A 20,540-nucleotide genomic window follows, 5' to 3' on the forward strand; every position below is an offset into this window, starting at 1 on the left:
CCGCTAATTTTGAACAGCGACGGGAGCAAATTCTGGGCATTTTCCAAAACTGGGCAAACCAATGGCGAGAATGGGAATAGACACAAACAATTTTAGATCCCCCTTCCGTCCCCCTTATAGATCCCCCTTCCGTCCCCCTTAAAAAGGGGGAGACCCAAGGATGCTTCGCGTTTTTTGCACGGGGGAGACCAGGGGATGCGGGAGCTTTTTTTGCACGGGGGAGACCAGGGGATGCGGGAGCTTTTTTTGCACGGGGGAGACCAGGGGATGCGAGAGCGTTTTTTGCACGGGGGAGACCAGGGGATGCGAGAGCGTTTTTTGCACGGGGGAGACCAGGGGATGCGAGAGCCTTTGTTGCACGGGGGAAGCCTGAAAGCTCCTCCAAATAAAAAAATATATTCCGCTTCCCTCCCCTTGCAGGAGTGGCTCTTTTCCCTTCGCTCTTAAATATATACTACAAACATACTACAGAATTGTCAAGGGTTTGGGCAAAAAATTTTTGGACTTGGCTCAAAAGCTTATGGATAGGACAATACAAGCGCGATCGCACGGGTGTCCGACTATTTAGGTCGAATGGCACGCTCAGATGAGGCTGGTGGGCGATGCCCACCCTACGGTAAAGGGAATTTTTCTGGGTTATCCGTCAATTGGGTAGAGGTTGTACGGGACAATCCTTTGAGCAGTACACTTCGACAAAACGAATCGTTGCTGTATCCTTATACTCCTTAGTCTGGTTAAATTCCTTTTGGGGTGAGGGATAGACTCCAGCCAAGCTATCATCATTCGCTGCACCCAGCCGGAACGTCATGTCAGGAGACGGGTGCTGGGCAAACTTGACGTATTCCCGCGACTCGTTCACGGTGTTATAGGTAAGAGTCGCCTCTGCGTAAACCTCTTCTGCTTGCTTCAGGGGGGTTCCAGGTCCAACACCGTCAGCCGTTTGGTAATCGGGATTATCTGTAACTAACGCCTCGATGATATCGTCATCACTCATGGGTATTCCCGCCGGATACAAGATGTAGTATTGGGGTTTACCCTCTTGAACGATCGCGATCGCATCAAAATCGACCATAAACGGTGACGTAACCTGAAACTCAGCTTGATCTCCCAGCAATTCTTTTAGTTCACCCAGCGTCATCCCAACTTGCGCCACTCCAATCCCCTTTGCAGATATCCGTTGGGTTTGAGCCGATTGAGTGGATTTAGACGGATCAACCGTAGGACTTTCGCCCGGTGAGGTGCGAGGGGATGATGGCTGCGCCGATGGTGTATCTTGAGAAGACACAGATGAGGTATTTGTCGGGTTTGGAGGTTTGTTCTCGCAACTGACGAGTAGGCAAAAAATAAACGTGATCAGAGGAATTTGTAGTTGGCGCATGATTGACTTAACCCGTTTTAACTCCAATGGCACGCTCCAGTCAGCATTGTGAAATCGCCGCAACCCTTGATATACCGTAGGGTGGGCATTGCCCACCAGCTTTAAGTCAATGCCATTCGTTGTAACTTCACATCTTGCACCATCCTGAGAAAACCTCGCTTTTAGCGATGGGAGTGTCAATCAGGCTTCTTCCCTAATAGTGGAACACCTATTCCCACAGCACCGAATGCCAGCAAACCTAACACCGAACCGGGTTCAGGAACAACCGCCGCTACAGCGCTCTCGGCTTGAATTAAACCAAAACCACTGTCAAAGTCAAAGCCAGGACTCTCCATATCCAGGGCAGTTGTTTCCAATATACGATAAATTTCAGTTGGGCTAGTACCGGGCGCGGCTTGCAAGATTAGAGCCGCCACAGCCGCCGCATGGGGAGCCGCCGCAGACGTACCAAAGAAGTTGGGAAAACCATCACCTTCAGGATCTCTGGGATCTAAGAAAGGAGGTGGGAAAAATGTTGTATTTGTTCCATCAACAGCAATAATCTCTGGCTTTAAGCGAATTTCCGGATTTGCCAAGGGATTACCCGCCCGATCAAACAGAATCGGAGTCGGTCCTGCTGAGGAGAATGGCTGTAATTTAGGTGGAGCAACACCAAATTCGGGTGTGTCTTGATAAAACGCCGCGCCAACAGCTTCTGCTCCCCTAGCATTAGGATGCCCAAACACCGTTCCACTAGCTGTATCATACTCATTCAGCGTACCCTCGCCAAACAATATGTACTTCATCAATCCAGGATCTAAACCCTCTACCTTTGATATAGCTAGGTTGAACCTATCGGTTCCTAATGACCCATCATTGAAGAACGAGAAAAATTCAACCGCATCATTACCCACATTTTGATTGATGCTGCTCGCCAATATATTTGTTCCTGACTCATCAAACAGGAAAATATCCAGATCATTAGGAGAACCCGCACCACCGCTCACCGAAAAGAACGGTGAATCCCACTGAAATGAGATGCCAAATTTACGGTTCACAGGAATTGTCAGACTTTGCAAAATATCAACTCCTGTTCCTGGATCAAAATCATGAAATTCACCGCCGATTAACGGTTCAAACCGATTACTGCCATTAAACGCACTTTCGTAAGAGTTTCGAGCATCGTTACCCGCCGCCGAGAAATAGGCAACACCTTGAGCAACGACAGTATCAACGGCTTGGGCAATGATTCCATCCTGGAACATTGGCTCAGTCGGGTAAAAAGCATCGTCTACAATAATGTCAGCACCCGCATTGGCAAGTGCCAGAATCCCTTGAGCAAAATCTGTTTCATTAAACGCCGCCGTGTGAAACGCTAAATCCGCACCCGGAGCCACGTCATGAATTAGTTGCATCATGGCACGACCTTCATCAATCCCAAAGATATCACCTAAACTCCCGTCATTGGGTAAATCTTTCAGCACGTTGATACCCGATGGCAAATCTCCCCTCGCCACATCCTCTGCGGCTGTGCCTAAAAAATTAAAGCTATCTGATAATACCCCAATCGTAACCCCTTTTCCATCCACGCCAAACCGATTACGCGCTACATCTGCACGTAAGGCGACATTCGCTTGACTGGTTGTTTTGCCAACATTGGTTATGGGTTTATAAGCTGGCTTTGCGAATTTCAAGCTCTCTAACTGTGCCATAGAAGCGAGAGCATCAATCGGCAGCATCCCTGAGACAAAGTAACCAAACGTTGAAGCATTTTGCAATCCCAATCCTTGTAAATCAGATAAGAGCGAATTGACATCACTCGCTGCAACAGCATCAATAACCACGTTGTTATTGTAGGTCTGCAATGGAAATGATTGATTCTGCCCATAAAAATTGCCTTTATTAACAGCCATCGGCGCTAAATCAAACATCAGTTTACTCAGGGAACCTTTTTTGATGGCGCTAGTTTCAATAGAGTTTCCTCCACTATCAAATGTGATTGCCTCTGCTCTATTGGGTAGATAGCTAATCGTCGCCATGGTCAGAATGGTAACTGATGCAACGGTTTGAGCGAGACGTTTCATCTTTTCGTCCTGCCAATAAAATTATTACGTATCTATCCTAGAATAAATCTATTTAAATTAAATAGGTGAGATATAGCTTTCTCTTTATCAATAATTTATTTTTTTAAGTTAATATAAATTTTTATCTCTATGAATATTTTGTAAAAAAATTAACACTTGGATGGCAGTTTGCTTATCCAAGTGTTAGAATGTATTAGTTGTTATAAAATCACGATAAATCGTTACTGATTGTTGCGATATCTCTCAGTAAGAGGCAAACAGTATAGTATTGATTCCTGACTCAGCTATTTTTATAGCAACCGCCATAGCGGTTAGGACACATCATTTGTTCACGTCGGGGATAGGGCGCACCGAGGTGCGCCCCTACGGTTTGGCTTGCCCTTGAATGGGGCAAGATGTGGGTTAAAAGCTAAAGGTGGTGCGGATACTGCCGATAACAATGTCCTTATTATCACTATCGTGATCAGGTGCAGTGAGCCAGATGATTCCTGGTGTGATCGCAATGTTATCGGTTAGCTGATACTGATAAAATGCTTCAATGTGGAAAGACGTATCCTTATCCTCGGTATTGATCCCGGCAATATTAACGCTAGAATCAGTCACTTTTGGTTCCATCCCCACCAAAATCGCGGCGACATTTCCTTCTTTGCCTAAATCCGGGAAAGCTAAGCTAACCGCCCAATTCCAAATATCTAAATCACCGCGATCAATTTGTCCACCCAACGTCGAAAGGGTTGTGGTTTTGGTGTAGCCTAGCCAACCGCCAAGGGCGAAGCGATCGCTTAACTGCCATGATAGCTCTACACCGTAGGCATTGCTAGACGTGGGAACGGCATTACCGAGCAAATTTTCAGTAAAACTGCGAAAATTGGAGCGTCGGCTTCCAGTGTCGGTGTCTTGATTGTAGGCGTGAATATAGGTTAATCCAATATTCAGTCTATCGCTCGGCTTAAACAAAATCTGGGCAAGCGCCCCATAGGGACCATTGAATATGCCATTATTGTCTCCGGGATCAGCCGCCTCACTCGCTAAATAGCCGACACTGAATTCCAGTGTGTCACCGAAGGCGTGATTAATCCCAATGCCAGCACCATCCAGATAATAATAGATAGAATGCCTTGTCCCAAAGCGAGACAGCGCCCCACTACCCCCATCACCATCCAGGAAAGGATTAACCGTACTGGCAAAGTCATCAGACGCACCAGCATTAGCTTCAATGACAACCCGGGTATTTTCACCCAGGGGGAAATCATAGAGTAACGCATCAACAACGACATCATTATCCGTTGCACCGGCAAAGAACAGTTCGCCTTCGGGTGTGAGTGTCTGTTCTGTCAGAGCACCTAAACCTTCAGATTGCAGTCGGGTTCTGAGTACATCTTCCCCGGTGAAACTGGTATTTAATTCCAGGCGGGTGCGATGACCAAAAATGGTTACATTATCAATATCATTTCCATTAGCATCCTCTCCCGCCGCTATACCTGCCAAACCAAAGATGACTTCGCCGGATAGTTTGGTGGTTGTGGAAAACTGATTATCCTCTAAAAACGCGACTCGTCCTTCTAAATTATCTACCCGCGCTCCGAGGGTGGCGAGTTCGGCTGCAAATTCCTGAATCAACCGTTGCAAGCTTTCCAAGTCACCCCCGTCAACACCGTTAGTCCCCGCAATCAACCGTTCGATTTGCTGCAAACAAGCATTTAACCCGGCGGCAAATTCATAACGAGTCATGGCACGATTTCCCCGATAGGTGCCATCGGGATATCCCGCAATACAACCATAGCGTTCAACGAGCGATCGCAAGGCTTCATACGCCCAGTCTCCAGGAGATACATCCCGTAACTGAGAGACATTCGTTACTTGCTCCAAAGCGTTCGTCTCGTTACTGTAGTGGTTAATTTGTTCCCAAATTTTATCACTGGAATCGCCACGATGATTAGGCAGTTGGGCGATCGGTTTTAGTGGAGCAAAGGTTGCGTTGTCGGGGTTGGCTGGAATGGCTAAGGATTCTGCTGTCTGAGGTGAATTCACTTCTGTTGCGATCGCACTAACCCCCACCCCAACTATTGCCACCAAAATTGTCGGGCTAACCACCCCATAGTTCCACAGTAGACTCGATTGTTTCATGTCCTCACACCCATGACGTGATAGTCGGGAATTGATGATCCCTTGACTTGATCACAATAACGATTTTCATTATTAAAACAAAGTGGGATTCCGTCAATCCCCGTACCGGGGACATGACCAGTTTCTGGGTAACAAAAGGGGCCACCCTTGCCGTATTGCCTCTAAGCAAACTGCATGGAGGGTTAGCTGGCAATCTAGCAGTTCAACGTCTTCATCCCTCGCTTGTTTTTGACTAATCTTTAAAATAGAAGGATCTTTGAACTCAATCGTTTGATGACACTGAAGACAGACAAGATGATGGTGGTGTTGTAAACCCGAATAATTCAGCTCATAGTGCTTATGTCCTTCTGCCAATTCCAGTTCTCGCAGTATACCGATGCGAACCATTAACTTAACGGTTCTGTATACGGTGGATAAACTGACATTTTTACCAAGACTCTCTAAACAATCATGCAAATCCTCGACACTAAGATGCTCACCTGGGGGAAGTTCTTGAAACACTTGCAGAATCGTCTCTCTCTGGGGAGTCATCCGCAAATTTCTCCGGTTGAGGGCTAATTTGAGTGAGTTTGCCGTTAAGACTTCACGCATTCAAAAATTCGTCTTATGTTTATATACTGTAGGGTGGGCATTGCCCACCCATCTTAAGTCTGTGACATTCTACTTAAGATGGGTTCTCAGTCTACAGCTATTGATAGTATTTTGCAATAACTGACCAAAAAATAAACTGAAAAGCGTACAGTTTATGATCGCCCAAACCCTTGATATACCGTAGTGTAGGCATTGCCCACCAGCCTTGCCGGAGCGTGCCATTTATCCTAAAGTGGGTGATAAAATGTAAAGGTTCGAGGAATATTTCCACCAACCTACTTAAATATCTGCCAAAGGTTCACGATTCAAAATGTCTCGACATTGCCGCCACTGGGGTAAATACTGATCCATGTAGGCGTGGAAGCGTTCGTTATGATAGCGTTCCCACAAATGAACTAACTCATGAACGAGCACATATTCCAGGCATTCTGTCGGTTTTTTAGCTAACTCTAAGTTTAACCAGATGCGGCGATCGCGGATATTACAACTCCCCCATTTAGTTTTCATTCTCTTGATGCCCCAATCTGCCACTTGTTGCCCAATAATCGGTTGCCATTGGTTGAGTAAATCGGGGATTCTGGCTTTGAGTTGTTCGCGATACCATTCGGTTAAAACTACGGCGCGATTTTGGGTAGAAGTACCGGGATTAACGAAGAGTTGTAGGGTGTTATTATTCGCGATCGCGACTTCGTGACGCCCCTGTCTTTCGATCACCTGGAGTTGATACGAATCGCCAAAGACATAATGATTTTCCCCGGATATCATTTCCCGCTTCGGTTGGCGGGGTTGGGCGGCAAATTTGGCTTGTTGTTTCTGAATCCAGGAGAGTTTAGAAATGATGGCGAGGCGGATGTTATCCTCACTCAAGTGTAAGGGGGCAGCAACGCGAACGCGCCCATCGGGGGGATAAACAGCCAGGTGGAAGTTTTTGATCGGCTTGCGCTCAATTTGGATAGGAATGTTTCGGATGATTACGGTTAGTTCCGTCTCTGGGTTATTGATACTCATCTTGATTCTTGACTAATTCTAATATTTCCGCTATATTAATAGTAGTATCGCCGATCGCGGTGCGAATCGCTCGCTCGATTTCCCGTTCCTTAAACCGATTGCCGATCCACCCTTCTTTTTTGGTACGGCGGACTGCGGTATCGATAGACAGCGCCAGGGCTTCATTTTGTCCTAAGTTATCGTAGAGCGATCGCTTGGCGGCGGTGTCGAGAGAGGGGGGATAATTTGACCTAGCTGTGCTTTCGGGTTGCACCAGTTGTTCTGCCAGTTGTTTGACGTTTTCGAGGTAGTCTTGATAAGTAGTGGCTTGCTGTCGCCGTTGTTCAATTAAATCATCCAGTAAGTTTGACATTTCCTGGTAATATTTGGGATTGACGGGACTCTCATCAATGATGATTCTCCGCATATTGTTCTCGATGGTTTCCGCTACGGCGTCTTGATTCTGTTGTAGGGTATCGGGGAGGGTTTCTAAGGCGTTCACCCCGTTTTTAACAATCAGTTGAATTAAGCCTAAATTCTCAAAATTCGAGACAACTTGGCTGGATTCGGCGCGGATGTAGGTATCGAGGAGGTGGCGCATGGCGGGTTCGTAGAGTTTCATGTCTACAGAGTCTCCACTGGCGATTTTTACCTCATCGCGCATCTGGCTGTAATGGTTAATGTCGGCTTTAATTTGGTTGGCTTCCTGGGGGGTGTACCCAGCTTCTGTCATCTCATTGGCGAGGTGGGAATAGGCGCGAATTAAGGCGTTGACGGATTGGTAGAGGGCGACTCGTTTGGGTTCATTATTGGCGATCGCGTCTTGAGCGCGGGTGTCGGCGGTGCAGAAGTAATGCAGGTAGTCGGATGTGTGGCGGGGAGGGGGGACAGGTTCACATAGCGCCTTGACGGTTTCCAGGGTTTCTGAGAGGCGATCGCGCCCTTTTTCCAGGCGATTTTTCAGTAATCCGGCTACGTCGTCAGGATCGTAGCCGTCAAATGCGCCACTGGTGTAGTCGGTGACAGCGCCTTCGAGTTGTTTAAATAGGTCTTTATAATCGACGATATAACCATAGTCTTTATCCTCCCCATCCAGGCGGTTGACGCGACAGATGGCTTGGAATAAGCCATGATCTCGCATAGTTTTGTCGATGTAGAGGTAAGTCGCGGGAGGCGCATCGAAGCCAGTCAGGAGTTTATCCACGACAATTAGCAGGCGCATTTGTCCGGGTTGTTTGATAAAACGTTCTTTAACTTTTTCCTCGAATTCTTCTACTTGAGACATGGCTTTGTCTTCGGGTTGGTTGAAAAAATCTGCCAGCATTTTTCGGTAAATTTCATACTGGTGCAGTTTTTCGGTGTAGCCTGCTCCGGTTTCTTCTCCTTTGATATCAGATGGGGCGGGTTTATAACTGGTAATAATCGCGCATTTTCCGGCTAAATCGGTTTGGCTGAAGAGGTGGTAAATTTTGCAGGCTTGGTAAATACTAGAACAGACTAACATGGCATTACCGCGCCCGTCCATCAGTCGGGGTTGGGTTTCCATGTCGAGGAGGATATCATCAACGATTTGTTCGAGGCGAGACTTGCTAGAGAGGAGGTTTTGCATGGTTCCCCACTTGCGTTTGAGTTGGGTTTTGGCGGATTCGGTTAAGCCGCGAGTTTTTACCTGAAACCACTGGTCGATTTTTTGGTGTGAGGTAATAGTTTGGTCAATATCGCGGGCTTCATAGCGCAAGTCGAGAACAATACCATCGGTGACGGCTTGATCGAATTTATAGGTGTGGATGTAATTGCCGAAAATATCGATACTTTTTTGTTTATCTTTTTTGAGGAGGGGTGTACCGGTAAAGCCGATAAAGATGGCATTAGGGAGGATGGATTTCATCGCCTTGTGGAGTGTCCCGGATTGGGTGCGGTGACATTCATCGACGAAGACAAATAGATTTCCTTTAATTTCGCGATCGCGTCAGACATTACCCAGGGCGCAAGCCTTCATCTTTATGCCCAATACTGCTCGGTTAAGAAAAATTGTAGGTTAGGTAGAGCGCAAGCGTTACCCAACAAACCCAGTAAAACGTTGGATTTCGTTACCTCAACCCATCCCCCCTAGCCCCCCTTTGAAAGGGGGGCTAGGGGGGATGGGGATTGTGGCTTAAGTTAACACGGATGCAAGGATGGTGCCCCTACAGTTTTATTTCTCGTCCAATACTTAGCTTCAAAGCCTAATTCTACCTACTTTTTAACCGCCCTGTCATCCCCGGAAGTTCGCCAGTTTTCTCGATAGAAATTCGGCTGAGATTCAACCCATAACCTTGCCCCCGATTCAATTAATTCTTGCTCAATTTGCACAGCATCCTCGACTATCGCCGCTGTTAAGTTCATCGTCTTTAGATAAACATTATAAGCCGCGACGGGCACATTTAAAACAGCACTCCAAGCTTCCTCTTGTTGGTGAAATGCCTGAAGTTCTGGCTGTTGTTCCATGACTCCCTTTCCTATCTTCAATCCGCCTAACTCAATTTCTGACGCCGATGGTACTTCATCAATTAAACCATGATAGTAATCTCCCACATTCAGCAATAAATCATAAACCTCTCTAGATAACCGTTTACCAATAGGATGAGACAAATTACACCTCAACATTGGCAGTACATGCCAAGTTTGAGCCAGCAAATCTTGTCCAACACCAGACAGATTAGCGGGAATCAGCAGATCAACAGAACTCAAAAAATCCGTATTTAGTGAAAGAACCATAACTGAAACAACTTGCCACTCCTCGGCGGCGACAGGAGATTCCGGTTCCTTAACAATCATCACATAGCGCGGTGGCGAATTTCCCGCCAGAAACCGTCGTGCTGAATCAGGAAATAGATTCTGTTTCTCCTGCCAAGAAAACTCTAGAGGGCTATCCACCGAGCGATTAACCTGCCAAATTTCTCCAGGTTGAGGGGGTTGCTGGTTTAATCTTGAACCCTGAGAAAACCTGTATTCACTATAATTTATACGCATTAGCTTATAGCTCCAGACAATACGATACTCTACTCAAATGAGAAAGCAAACAGCCTGAAACCTAGCCTACTCTAAATTACACCAAACTGCGTATACAAATCGAGCAATTTTACCAAAACTTCAAATCCTTAGTTAAGTTAAGGTAGATACACCTCATCGGCTGATAATTGTTTAAACCCGCCTCATACCGAGTTGCGCTCAAACATAGTAGATAGGAAAAGCAGGAAAAGCAATGTAGAGACGCGCCATGGCGCGTCTGGAAGCAATGTAGAGACGCGCCATGGCGCGTCTGGAAGCAGGGGGAGAGAAAGTTATATCTTTGAATGCAACTTGGTATCAAACCCTCACCCATGACAAATAACAAATGACGAGCCTTACCAATCTTGAGTTGAGCGCACTCGCTGAACCTTTTGACGGCTTGTCGCTTTGATTTCGGCTTGAATCGTTGCCGATTGCACCAATCCTAACTCCTCAGCAAGGCGCTCTAATAACTCGCCCCAACGTTTTGAGACAGCGCTTTGAGTTTTTACGCCCAAATCAGCCGCCAGTTGCACTTGGGTTCTGCCCTCTACCTTACCATACCAGAGTTTTTGATAACCCCGATTCGGATGGCGTTTATCCAGCCTTGAAATCGCATCAATGGCGCGGCTGACTAAATCAGCACGCTCTACAGTATCCAATAAATCCAACTCATCCTGTATCGTTTCTAACAAAGGCAAATCCGTTCCGGGAATGGTTTGATCTAAACTGGTACAGTGTTGTTTTTTCTCTTTACGAACCAAATCAATAATCGCAAAACGAGCCACCATTGCCGCCCAGTGATAGAAGTCTTGGACATCCCCTTGGTGGAACTTTCCAGCCATTACAGCTTGAAACACTTTAGCATGGGCAGTTTGGGCAGCATCTTCCCAGGAAACAGCCGTACCTCTGGTATTTTTCCGGGCAATTCGCTCAATTGTCCGTTGATGTTCCAAGTGGCTCAGAAGTTGTCCAAAAACCAGACAATCTCCCTTGAGACAGCGTTTTATTGGGGCTTCAGGAAGAAGAGCGTGATTAAATTGCTGAGTCATATCAAGTCTGGCTAAAGAGTATATTATGTGCCTTGTTTGGTCAAATGGGTTGACTGTGTAGAAAAATTCACGGGGAAAAGAGACTCCTACACATCTGTGTACAAGTCATAGATGATCTGAAAGCATTACATCATAGCAAAGGTATGGAAAGGTTGATAGGGAAATAACCCCACCTGCGGCTAACTAGGTGGAAAAACCTATGACTACAGGCGGGGTGTTGTTGTTCCAGTTTTGGCGTAAGCACCGGGTTCTAATCGCAACGACTTAACTGACAACAAAAGTTTTTTCGGGGATTTCGGAATAGTTTGCTTAGAGGATTCGTTACAGATAAACTCAGAATAGCTTATTCAGCGACTCATAAACCCAAATCAACAAGAAGAAGACGGTCATATTAAGTCCACGCCCTAAAAAATGTATTATCTTCCCAAGCCTGTGCTGTGCGCTGTTCAATCGCCGCCAATTCCATCTCATCCAAGGGCTGAAAACGGCTGGCTACCTGCACATTTGACTCTAACTGTGGCACATCTTCCGCCGCAATCACGGCGCAGTGAACCCCAGATTGAGAAAGGGTATATCCTAGCGCCTGGTGCATCCCCTCTAAGACACCGGATTTAAATAACCGCCCATAGGCGGGAACTTTCATGGCAATCACACCCACCTTTCTCCTTTGAGCAACGGGTAAAACCGTGGGGATAAATGGACGGGGGTGGTGCTTATCCGCCGCATTAATACAAACCAGAGTAGTATCAAAGGGATAACGCTGCAATCCAGCCGCAATCACATCAGGTTCGTGGTGTCCGGTGATCCCACAGTATTTAATCAAGTTTTGGGCTTTGGCTTCTTCTATGGCTTGAGCCGCCCCCGTTGAACTAAAAATGGTATCAAGTTCTTCGTGAAACGAGACGTGGTGCAATTGCCACAAGTCCAAATAATCGGTATTCAAGCGTTTAAGCGATCGCTCCAACTCCCGCCACGCCCCGTCGCGATCGCGGGCGGCGGTTTTACTGGCGAGAAATACCTGCTGCCGATAGTTTGGTAAGATTTTACCGAGATAGTCTTCACTCGGTCCATAACTCGCTGCTGTATCAAAGTAACGAATCCCCAATTCTAACGCCCGTTGAATAATCGCCAACGCATCCGCTTCCTGGTTCGGCTTGGATAAGGGTGTTTTCCCTGCCCCTCCTAAGCCTAAAATAGGTACAGAAACCCCCGTATTCCCTAACATCCGTTCCGGCATTGTGGTGGTTCTAGAGACTGACATGGCGATGGTTGACCCTGACTGCACCTGGGAAGCTGAGGGTTGATTTTGTTTCCACACCGCACTCCCCACTATTCCTCCTGCTACCGCCATACCCGTGAGTAGAAATGTGCGTCGGTTTGTTTTTTCGGACATGCACTACACCTCCAGCCTTTCTTTCCATTGTGCTGACTTCGGCTAAATATGCAATAAGCAATAAGTAGAGGTTGCTGAATAAGTTGTTGTGGTGAGGGGCGGGTTTAGTTACATCTAGGTGCTTTCGTAAACGATAGTAGTCAAAAGAGCCCCTACAACTCAACCCTCAACACTTAATGTCCAAACCCCATCCCAATCCGGAGGTGGTGGAGAGTCTAGCCAATACAAACAGCGCTGGATATGTAGTCTCGCCGGCTTATCACCGCCATCAATTGCCAAAACCAGGGAAAATTCCCCGATCGCGAGGGCAAATTGCTGGTTTAGGTAATAGCGACGCCCTTGTTGATAATGGTCAATAATCTGTTCTTGTTGACTAGAAAGAGACTGAGAACGAAGTCCGAGAAGTTCATAGATAGCAAGGGATTGGGGTTTACTCTTGAGGGGGAGGCGATCAAGTTCCCGCACCCAGACGCGATCGCGACAGTGTTTATAAATAGTTTCACTAATAATAATGTCACTGCCATAATCGCGACTCCCTTGTTCGAGTAATGAGGTAAAGTTAACAATATCACCCGACAATAGGGGTTGAGAACCATTCTGACTCAGATGGACTCTGTCGGCGTGAATGCCAATACCCAGGTGAGGCATTGGCTGATTGGGCGTCAAATGGCTACGATTAAACTCAGTTAGCTGTTGGCGCATGTCTAGAGCTGCTTGTACGGCATACCACGCGCGATCGCTTACAGGTAAGGATGTATCAAACACAGCAATTAGCGCATCACCAATATATTGATTTAAAGTACCTTGATACTTCAATACAGCCTGCACCATCAATTCACAATATTGATTGAGCATGGAAACAACTGTTTCCGCTTCCATGTCTTCCATCAAGTTGGTATAACCTTGAATATCGGCACATAAAATTGCCACATTGGGGTGAGCCAATAACTGGCTCTGATGTTTTTTTAGAAATTCCTGGCTTAGTTCCTGGCTGACTTGGTGATAGGCTGGTACTTGGGGGGAAATCGTCCCATTGATTTCTTTAAGAACGACGACAAGTCCGTAAAAATTATTCGAGCCGTTGTTCTCCGCGATCGATCGAATCGATAAATCAATCGAGTATTCCTGATCGTTGGCGATAACCGTATGAGGCGCGTGATAGTCCTGGCGTTCAGTTAAAGTCCCTTGGACTAAATGGGCAAAGTTCCTCTCTTTAACCTGAATAAAATCGCCAATCCAACTCCCTTCAACCCCATCTAACTCACCGATGTTGAGGAGCTGATGGGCTTTTTCATTTACGGTAATAATTCGACCCAATGCATCTGTATATATTACTCCATTATCTAGAGTCTTTAAAATAAGGCGTTGAATTTCTTCCTGCTGCTTCAGCGACGCGAATTGCCGCGAATTTTGCAAAGCGATGCCAACTTGCAAGGCAAATGCTCCCATCAATTGTTGATCCGCTTGACTAAAACTTGCCTTAAATATGTCCGGGGGAATGGGCCAAGTATCGGGGTCATAGGTGGGAAAATGTCCCCGTTTCTTTTTGTTAATTAATTCCAGTACACCTAATACTTCGTTATCGGGAGTCACAACGGGCAGACAAAGTAAACTACAGGTACGATACCCGGTACGGCAATCCCTTTTTTTTATCCGATCAACACCGGGGTGGATATAGAGGTCAAAGGGAATATTCAAGGCTTTTCCTGACTTGGCTACTTGACCGACAAAGCCGACGCCCATGGGGTGACGCTCCTCGTGAGGATTACCCGCCTCAGTTTCTACCTTTGTCCATAGTTCCTGGCAGTCCCGATCCATCAGCCATAAACGACTGCGATCGGCATTCATTAATTCATTGGCTTCTTGAATAATAATCTGAAGGGTAGCATCAAAATTTAATCCGCCCTGACTAATTGTATGAATTGCTTTAATAAAGCTAATAAAAATATCTTGTTTATTGATTTCTGCATAAAGCGCCTGACATCGATCAACCGTTGAGCGAATCCACGAAATTGCTCTATTTAACCGCTTTTCATCCTCTTGAGTAAATCCCTCATTGTCAATTTTTTTATCTAAGGGATGATCGGGATTAGCCTCAGGTTTTAGCTTATTAATTAATTGGACAAAAGCAACAATATTATCTTGCTTATTATATAATGGCAGAGACAATAAATTATAAACAATATAGTCAAAAGATTGGATTAAGTCTAGGTCATTATCTTTACAGTAAAATTTGCCGTCAAAGGGTTTTTCTAAAAAAATCTTCAAATTGGCAATTCCACCAATTCCAGTCGCATTGGGAATTCTTAACTCTAGAGGTTGGGAACCGTTCAAACTTAAAACAAGGCATTGTTCTGGATCATATCGGTCTAACAAAAAAATATGAACCCGATCAACCTGAATATTTTTTTTGAAGCACTGAGCGATTTCTACTAACATTTCTGTTAATATAAAATTTAAGTCCTGGTGATTTGACATCCGTATAGCTCCTCCCTTTCTTCTAACCAGGCAGTTGCCCATTTAAGCCGCTTATCGAGATTTATCAGGTAAGATGCTTCTGAAACAGTGCGATTGGGTGCAACATCTCTACCTGCAATCTACAATTTTGACATGCCTGTGACCTATATTGGCGTCAATTTAAGCTGAAAGCAGAGAAAGCAATGTTCCAGATGTACCATTGCGCTATGGATAGCTGGAGGGACATGCTACGTCTGGGAGCTGGGGAAGAGTAAATTAAATTAAAGTTTATCCGAGTAATATTAGGAGCTAACTATCCCTATCCGTTGAGGAGGGAAAAATCGTTTGGTCACTTTTCCCAGAATATTTGGTCGGGGAAGAAAACCCCAATCTTCACTATCATAGCTGTGGTTACGGTTATCCCCCAAGACGAAATAAGAATTGGCAGGAACGGTAATAGGGATAAAGGAGTATTGAGAAAGTTTTTGAGGATAGTTCTCTTCCAGAGGCTGAGAATTGATATAAACCCTTCCATTTTGAATCTCTACTCGTTCTCCGGGTAAACCAATAATTCGCTGAATAAATGCCTCTCTAAAATGATTGTCTTGCAAGGGTTCCGGCGGTGAGAATAGTACAATATCTCCCCGTTGTGGTGAGTTGAAGCGGTAGATTTGTTTATCGACAATAACGTGGTCATCTCTTTGTAACGTTGGTTTCATCTCGTTCGTAACAATGATATGAGTATCAGCAATATGGGTTTTAATAAAGAATATCTGCAGGGAAATTATCAGCGAAAATAGAATAGATACAAGCGCCATGCATAAAATGGGTAGCTGATTTCGTTCACGACGAATAGTTGAGGCGATATAAACGTGATAAAAAATTAAAGATTTGAGCAATATCGGCACGAGTTGAACCAGCAGAGATATGACAAAAAAAGTAAAAAATAGAACGCCAAACCACAGACGATTAATATATAAATGACCCGCACCGGGAACGAGGCGCGAGAGAAAGACAGCCAGCCATGGATCTTTTTGACTGGTTCTGAGTTTCTCAAAACTTGGAGAGTTGGCTGTCTTAGCACAGTCATAAGCATCAAAGATTCCCCAAATACTCAACGCGAAAGCCGTAATTAATAAAATTTCTCCGATAAAAATATTACCTATTTGACTTAAAATTAACCATCCACTTAAGGCATATAACCCGACTTGAGTGATAATTAAACTATGCCCTCTGATAATCTTTCCGGCATAAAGTTGACCAATTCCAGGAAAAAATAGGGATAAGTTAACCGCTAACCAAGGTTCTTTTACTGAACTTGGCAAGGAAGGGTGCGGAAATTGAGACATCGGTCTTGCCTTTGATATAGGTATAGCCCAGTAGATACCCCCTGTTAAGATGCTGAATTTAATAAAAGTCTAAGAGATCGGCTTTACTATAACCAACAACAGAGGGGAGTGGCAAGTTAATTTGATGGTCTTCATGAAAACTTATAATCAGAGACATAAAAGCACAGGGATATAACCTGGAAATCTAGTCGGTTCCTGATGTATTCCAAAAAAGAGGAAATCAAGTGTTGCGGGTGGGAGAGTTTTGAGTGTTCCCGACACAGAATGACACCTCTGTAGGGGCGGGTTTCACTATTATCATTTCCTTTGCACCCAGACGTAACTAAACCCGCCCCGACTCATACCAAGTTGCAGTTAAAGAGGTAATCGTTTTTTCTCTCGCTTCGTTCATCCCGACGCTGACATAAAAGTATAGCGGGGGACTTCTCGCCGAATCCAGTTAAAATTTCTGGGGATGAGGGATTCCGGAGGCGCTGAAGCGCTTACTACGAATGGCGCGATCGCAGAACATACAGAGGCGATTACCGCTCTTGCCTTTACCCCCAATGGTAAAACCTTAATCTAAGGGCTTTAGCCTAAAAACCGTCAATCTTATCTCTTGTTGTGGCGTGGCACAGCTAAAATGGCGGAATAGGTTGTACGGTTAAATCGGGCGCACGTCAGTGGGGTAAAAGGGCTGACTTTTCACAGTATGTAGAGCAATGCGTGTAGGGGCGGGTTTCACTACTATCTTTTCGGTTGCACCCAGATGTAACTAAACCCGCCCAGACGCGCCATGGGGCGTCTCTACAATAGTTTCTAGACTTCCGTGAAAAGTTAGGGAAAGGGCGCACGTCGGTGGGGTAAAAGGGCGCACGTCGGTGCGCCCCTACTGTTATAATCCATCAAATTAGGTGTGCCACACCAGTAATATTGTGCTCTTCTCTCTTTTCCCTATTTCCCTCCTTTCCCCTACTGAATCAGATAAGTCATAATAACAATCAAAGGCGTTTAATAAAATCAGATATGGAACCAGTATCAATCATGCTTGGTGGATGGTTAGGCGAATTTGCTACCTTAAAGATTGCGGAAACCTTACTCACTGGAGTTCGCAGTAAACTTAATCCTCAAGATTTAGATAAAGCCTTAAAAGCGGCGACGAAAACAGCACAGGAACAACACAAAGGATTATTCTATCGCTGTCCCCCAGATTTTATCGGTCGGTTTTTGGCACAATTTTTTAAAGGTTCTGGATTAGCGGAGTTACAGAAACCCCTGAATAATCAAGGAATACCAGATGTTGATTATTTAGTCGCTGCCTTTAAAGAAGCGGCAAAGAAAGATTCTAAGATGAAAAAGATTGACGAGTCTTTGGTTCAGCCGTGGATGGAGGTATTTGTTCGTACTTATTTTCAGCGAACGGATGAGTATATAAAAATTCAGGTAGCTAAAGTTGATTATTGTGAGCAATTGGTTAATTGGTTTGATGATGTTAAGTTTGCCGGGATTTCCGTTGCTGGACAAGAGATAGAAAAGTCTGAACATCTTGCCCAGATTTTTGTCATGCCGGATGTGGTGGAAGAACGGCAAAAATGGGAGAGTTTGTATTTCTCAGGACATGGCTTATTGGAGAATCATCAATCTGATTTACTCCGCGAACAACGGCAACGAGTGGAGTTAGAAAGTCGGGTGGGGAGACGGTTTAATGCACGGCAGTTATTAGGTGGAGGACTGCAGTCTCTACGTCAGAAAAAAGTCGTGCTGTTAGGTGCGCCCGGTTCGGGAAAAACCACGTTAATGAGTTATTTTGCTGTGATGCTGGCGCAGCAGAATTCTGTCTCGATTGATTCCGCTGCGGTTAAACATTCTAATCCCCCCCAGCCCCCCTTAAAAAGGGGGGAGATAGGAGAATTAAATAGAGATAGTGGGAACAATGCATTAGGGTTAAATACCACTATAGATTGGCTACCGATTTTAATTAAAATTCGCGACTTGGCTCGGCAACCCGATATCAGTATTCTCGATTATGTGCGGCAGTTCGCTGAAGGTACGATGGCAGTTAAACCTTTACCAGAGGGATTTTTTAACTATTGGTTAGAAGACGGACGAGCGCTGATTTTATTAGATGGGTTGGATGAAGTTGCCGAAGAAGGCAAACGTTATCAGGTGGTGCGGCGAATTGAGAATTTTCTGGGGCAATATAACCAAAATCGCGCGATTATTACCTCTCGTCCGGCGGGATATAAGCGAGATTTCTTTAAAACTCAGGAGTTTCCTCACTACCAGTTACAACCTTTTAATGATGACCAGATTGAGGAATTTATTAACCGTTGGTATGATAGCCGCGTTCCCGATAAAGCAGGAGCAGAGCGGCGTAAACAGAGTTTAAGAACAGCACTGTCAGATAATCCCCGGATTCAGTTACTGGCGCGAAATCCGCTACTGTTAACGATTATTGCCCTAATTCACCGTTATCAAGCTCATTTACCGAAAGAACGGTACAAGCTGTATGATAAGGCAGTGGAAACCCTATTAACCTCCTGGGATGCCAATAAAGAACTGACGAATCAGACGGAATTAAAGTATCTAGAGTTAGATGATTTACGGCGGTTGATGGAAATTCTGGGATATTGGATTCATACCCAAGGAAGTAGCGGGGATAAAGAGGGCGGAACGCTAATTGAAAAGGATGATTTGATTGATCAGTTGAGTCGAGAGATTCAGACACTGAAACAGATTCAACGCTATGAGGCAAAGAAAGAGGCGGAGCGGTTTGTCAATTTCATCCGAGAACGCACGGGATTATTGAATGAACAAGGGCAAGATTATTATGCTTTTGTGCATAAGACATTTCAGGAATATTTGTGCGCTCATGAGATTGATTATCAAGCGGATAATGAGGAAGATTTTGATATTATTCTCAATCATATTCGAGAGCATCTGCATGATTCGCATTGGCGAGAGGTTTTGTTGTTATTGATTGCCCAGCAAAAGCCGAAGAAGGCAGCGAAAGCGATTCGGGCGATTTTGAATCATCAGAGTGAGTATGAGTCATGGCTGCATCGGGATTTATTCTGGGCTGGCACGTTGTTAACGGAAAATATTAAGGGGTTGAAGGGGGCTGATAAGGGTTTAGTTGAGGAGATTTTGACGGGATTGGTGACGTTGGAAGTGAGTGATAAGGCGCGGGTGGGGGAAAGGGTTCGCGAGCAGGTTTACGAGATTTTTTGTCATTTGAATGAGACGGAGTTTGAGCAGCAAGCGCTGGAACTTTTGAAGGTAAGGGAGGAAATGATTGATGAAGAGCGATTGCTAGAATATCGGGCTGCGTTGGGAGAACAGGAAGCGGTAATTGATATTTTGTTATCGCGTTTAGAAGATGAGAATGCTGATGTGCGTAAATCGGCTGCCTTTGATTTGGTTGAGTTGGGGCAGGGTACAGAAACAGTAGTCAATGCCCTGCTTTTGCGCTTTGATGATCAAGATGCTCGTGTGCGTTACTCGGCTGCCTCTGCCTTGGGCGAGTTGGGGCAGGGTTCAGAAAGTGTAGTCAATGCCCTGCTTTTGCGCTTAGATGATCAAGATGCTTGGGTGCGTATCTTGACTGCCTCGGCTTTGGGCAAGTTGGGGCAGGGTTCAGAAACAGTAGTCAATACCCTGCTTTTGCGCTTAGATGCTCACGATTCTGACGTGCGTAACTCGGCTGCCGATGCTTTGGGCAATTTGGGGCAAGGTTCAGAAAAGGTAGTCAATGCTCTGCTTTTGCGCTTAGATGATGACGATTCTGACGTGTGTGACTCGGCTGCTGAAGCTTTGGGCAAGTTGGGCAAAAATAACCCTGATATTTTGCCACTTATCGTGCAATGGATTGAGCAGCACCAGGATTCAGACTATATCGGCTGTGGGATTGATGCGCTGTGGGATATGGTGGCAACCGATTAACAAGCAAGGTTCCTCACTTTGTCGTGGCGTGGCATCCTAATGTGATAGATTATTTTGCCCAGAAACCGTAGGGGCGCACTGACGTCATTGGTGTCAACTTAAGGTTGAAACCCTTACTTACTTAATAAGAGATCCCCCCTAGCCCCCCTTGGAAAGGGGGGAACCAGAAATTAATCAAAGTCCCCCTTCAGA

Annotated in this window: 11 protein-coding genes and 1 pseudogene; 1 reads left to right on the top strand and 11 read right to left on the bottom strand. The window is 45.4% G+C overall.

The genetic code is table 11. The annotated features are described in order from the left end of the window. Window positions 1-643: 643 nt before the first annotated feature. The 11 genes and pseudogenes from RIM23_RS21390 to lepB form a co-directional block, all read right to left on the bottom strand. Window positions 644-1,558, bottom strand: coding sequence for a hypothetical protein (locus tag RIM23_RS21390; RefSeq protein ID WP_446369110.1), 915 nt, complete (start codon window positions 1,556-1,558; stop codon window positions 644-646). Beyond that, window positions 1,555-3,441, bottom strand: coding sequence for a S8 family peptidase (locus RIM23_RS21395; RefSeq protein ID WP_446369112.1), 1,887 nt, complete (start codon window positions 3,439-3,441; stop codon window positions 1,555-1,557). Before RIM23_RS21395 ends, RIM23_RS21390 begins: the two co-directional genes overlap by 4 nt. Window positions 3,442-3,843: 402 nt before the next feature. Then, entirely contained in the window at window positions 3,844-5,568 is a 1,725-nt protein-coding gene (locus tag RIM23_RS21400; RefSeq protein WP_446369114.1) for an iron uptake porin, read from the bottom strand. A 93-nt stretch (window positions 5,569-5,661) separates the two neighbouring features. Then, window positions 5,662-6,159, bottom strand: a complete 498-nt coding sequence (locus RIM23_RS21405; protein WP_446369116.1) for a transcriptional repressor — start codon at window positions 6,157-6,159, stop codon at window positions 5,662-5,664. A gap of 279 nt (window positions 6,160-6,438) precedes the next feature. Continuing rightward, window positions 6,439-7,167 (bottom strand): M48 family metallopeptidase, encoded by a 729-nt coding sequence (locus RIM23_RS21410; protein WP_446369118.1) that lies wholly within the window; start codon window positions 7,165-7,167, stop codon window positions 6,439-6,441. After that, a pseudogene (locus RIM23_RS21415) lies at window positions 7,154-9,100 on the bottom strand (type I restriction endonuclease subunit R); the annotation flags it as partial. The pseudogene RIM23_RS21415 and the gene RIM23_RS21410, both read right to left, overlap by 14 nt. A gap of 281 nt (window positions 9,101-9,381) precedes the next feature. Beyond that, window positions 9,382-10,158, bottom strand: a complete 777-nt coding sequence (locus tag RIM23_RS21420; protein WP_446369120.1) for a hypothetical protein — start codon at window positions 10,156-10,158, stop codon at window positions 9,382-9,384. A gap of 374 nt (window positions 10,159-10,532) precedes the next feature. Continuing rightward, a complete protein-coding gene (locus RIM23_RS21425) occupies window positions 10,533-11,228 on the bottom strand; it encodes a sigma-70 family RNA polymerase sigma factor (RefSeq protein WP_446369122.1) in 696 nt (231 codons plus the stop codon). 391 nt (window positions 11,229-11,619) lie between these two features. Then, window positions 11,620-12,621 (bottom strand): aldo/keto reductase, encoded by a 1,002-nt coding sequence (locus RIM23_RS21430; RefSeq protein ID WP_446369124.1) that lies wholly within the window; start codon window positions 12,619-12,621, stop codon window positions 11,620-11,622. A 159-nt stretch (window positions 12,622-12,780) separates the two neighbouring features. Continuing rightward, complete coding sequence (locus RIM23_RS21435) at window positions 12,781-15,099, bottom strand: GAF domain-containing protein (protein WP_446369126.1); 2,319 nt, start codon at window positions 15,097-15,099, stop codon at window positions 12,781-12,783. A gap of 281 nt (window positions 15,100-15,380) precedes the next feature. Further along, window positions 15,381-16,427 (bottom strand): signal peptidase I, encoded by a 1,047-nt coding sequence (gene lepB / locus RIM23_RS21440; RefSeq protein WP_446369128.1) that lies wholly within the window; start codon window positions 16,425-16,427, stop codon window positions 15,381-15,383. A 1,005-nt stretch (window positions 16,428-17,432) separates the two neighbouring features. Here lepB and RIM23_RS21445 point away from each other — a divergent pair. Beyond that, the gene (locus tag RIM23_RS21445; protein WP_446369130.1) at window positions 17,433-20,348 is read left to right on the top strand and encodes an NACHT domain-containing protein; all 2,916 of its coding nucleotides are present in this window, start codon (window positions 17,433-17,435) and stop codon (window positions 20,346-20,348) included. Window positions 20,349-20,540 lie beyond the last annotated feature (192 nt).

This window comes from Coleofasciculus sp. G3-WIS-01, from assembly GCF_040223135.1.
GTDB lineage: Bacteria > Cyanobacteriota > Cyanobacteriia > Cyanobacteriales > Coleofasciculaceae > Coleofasciculus.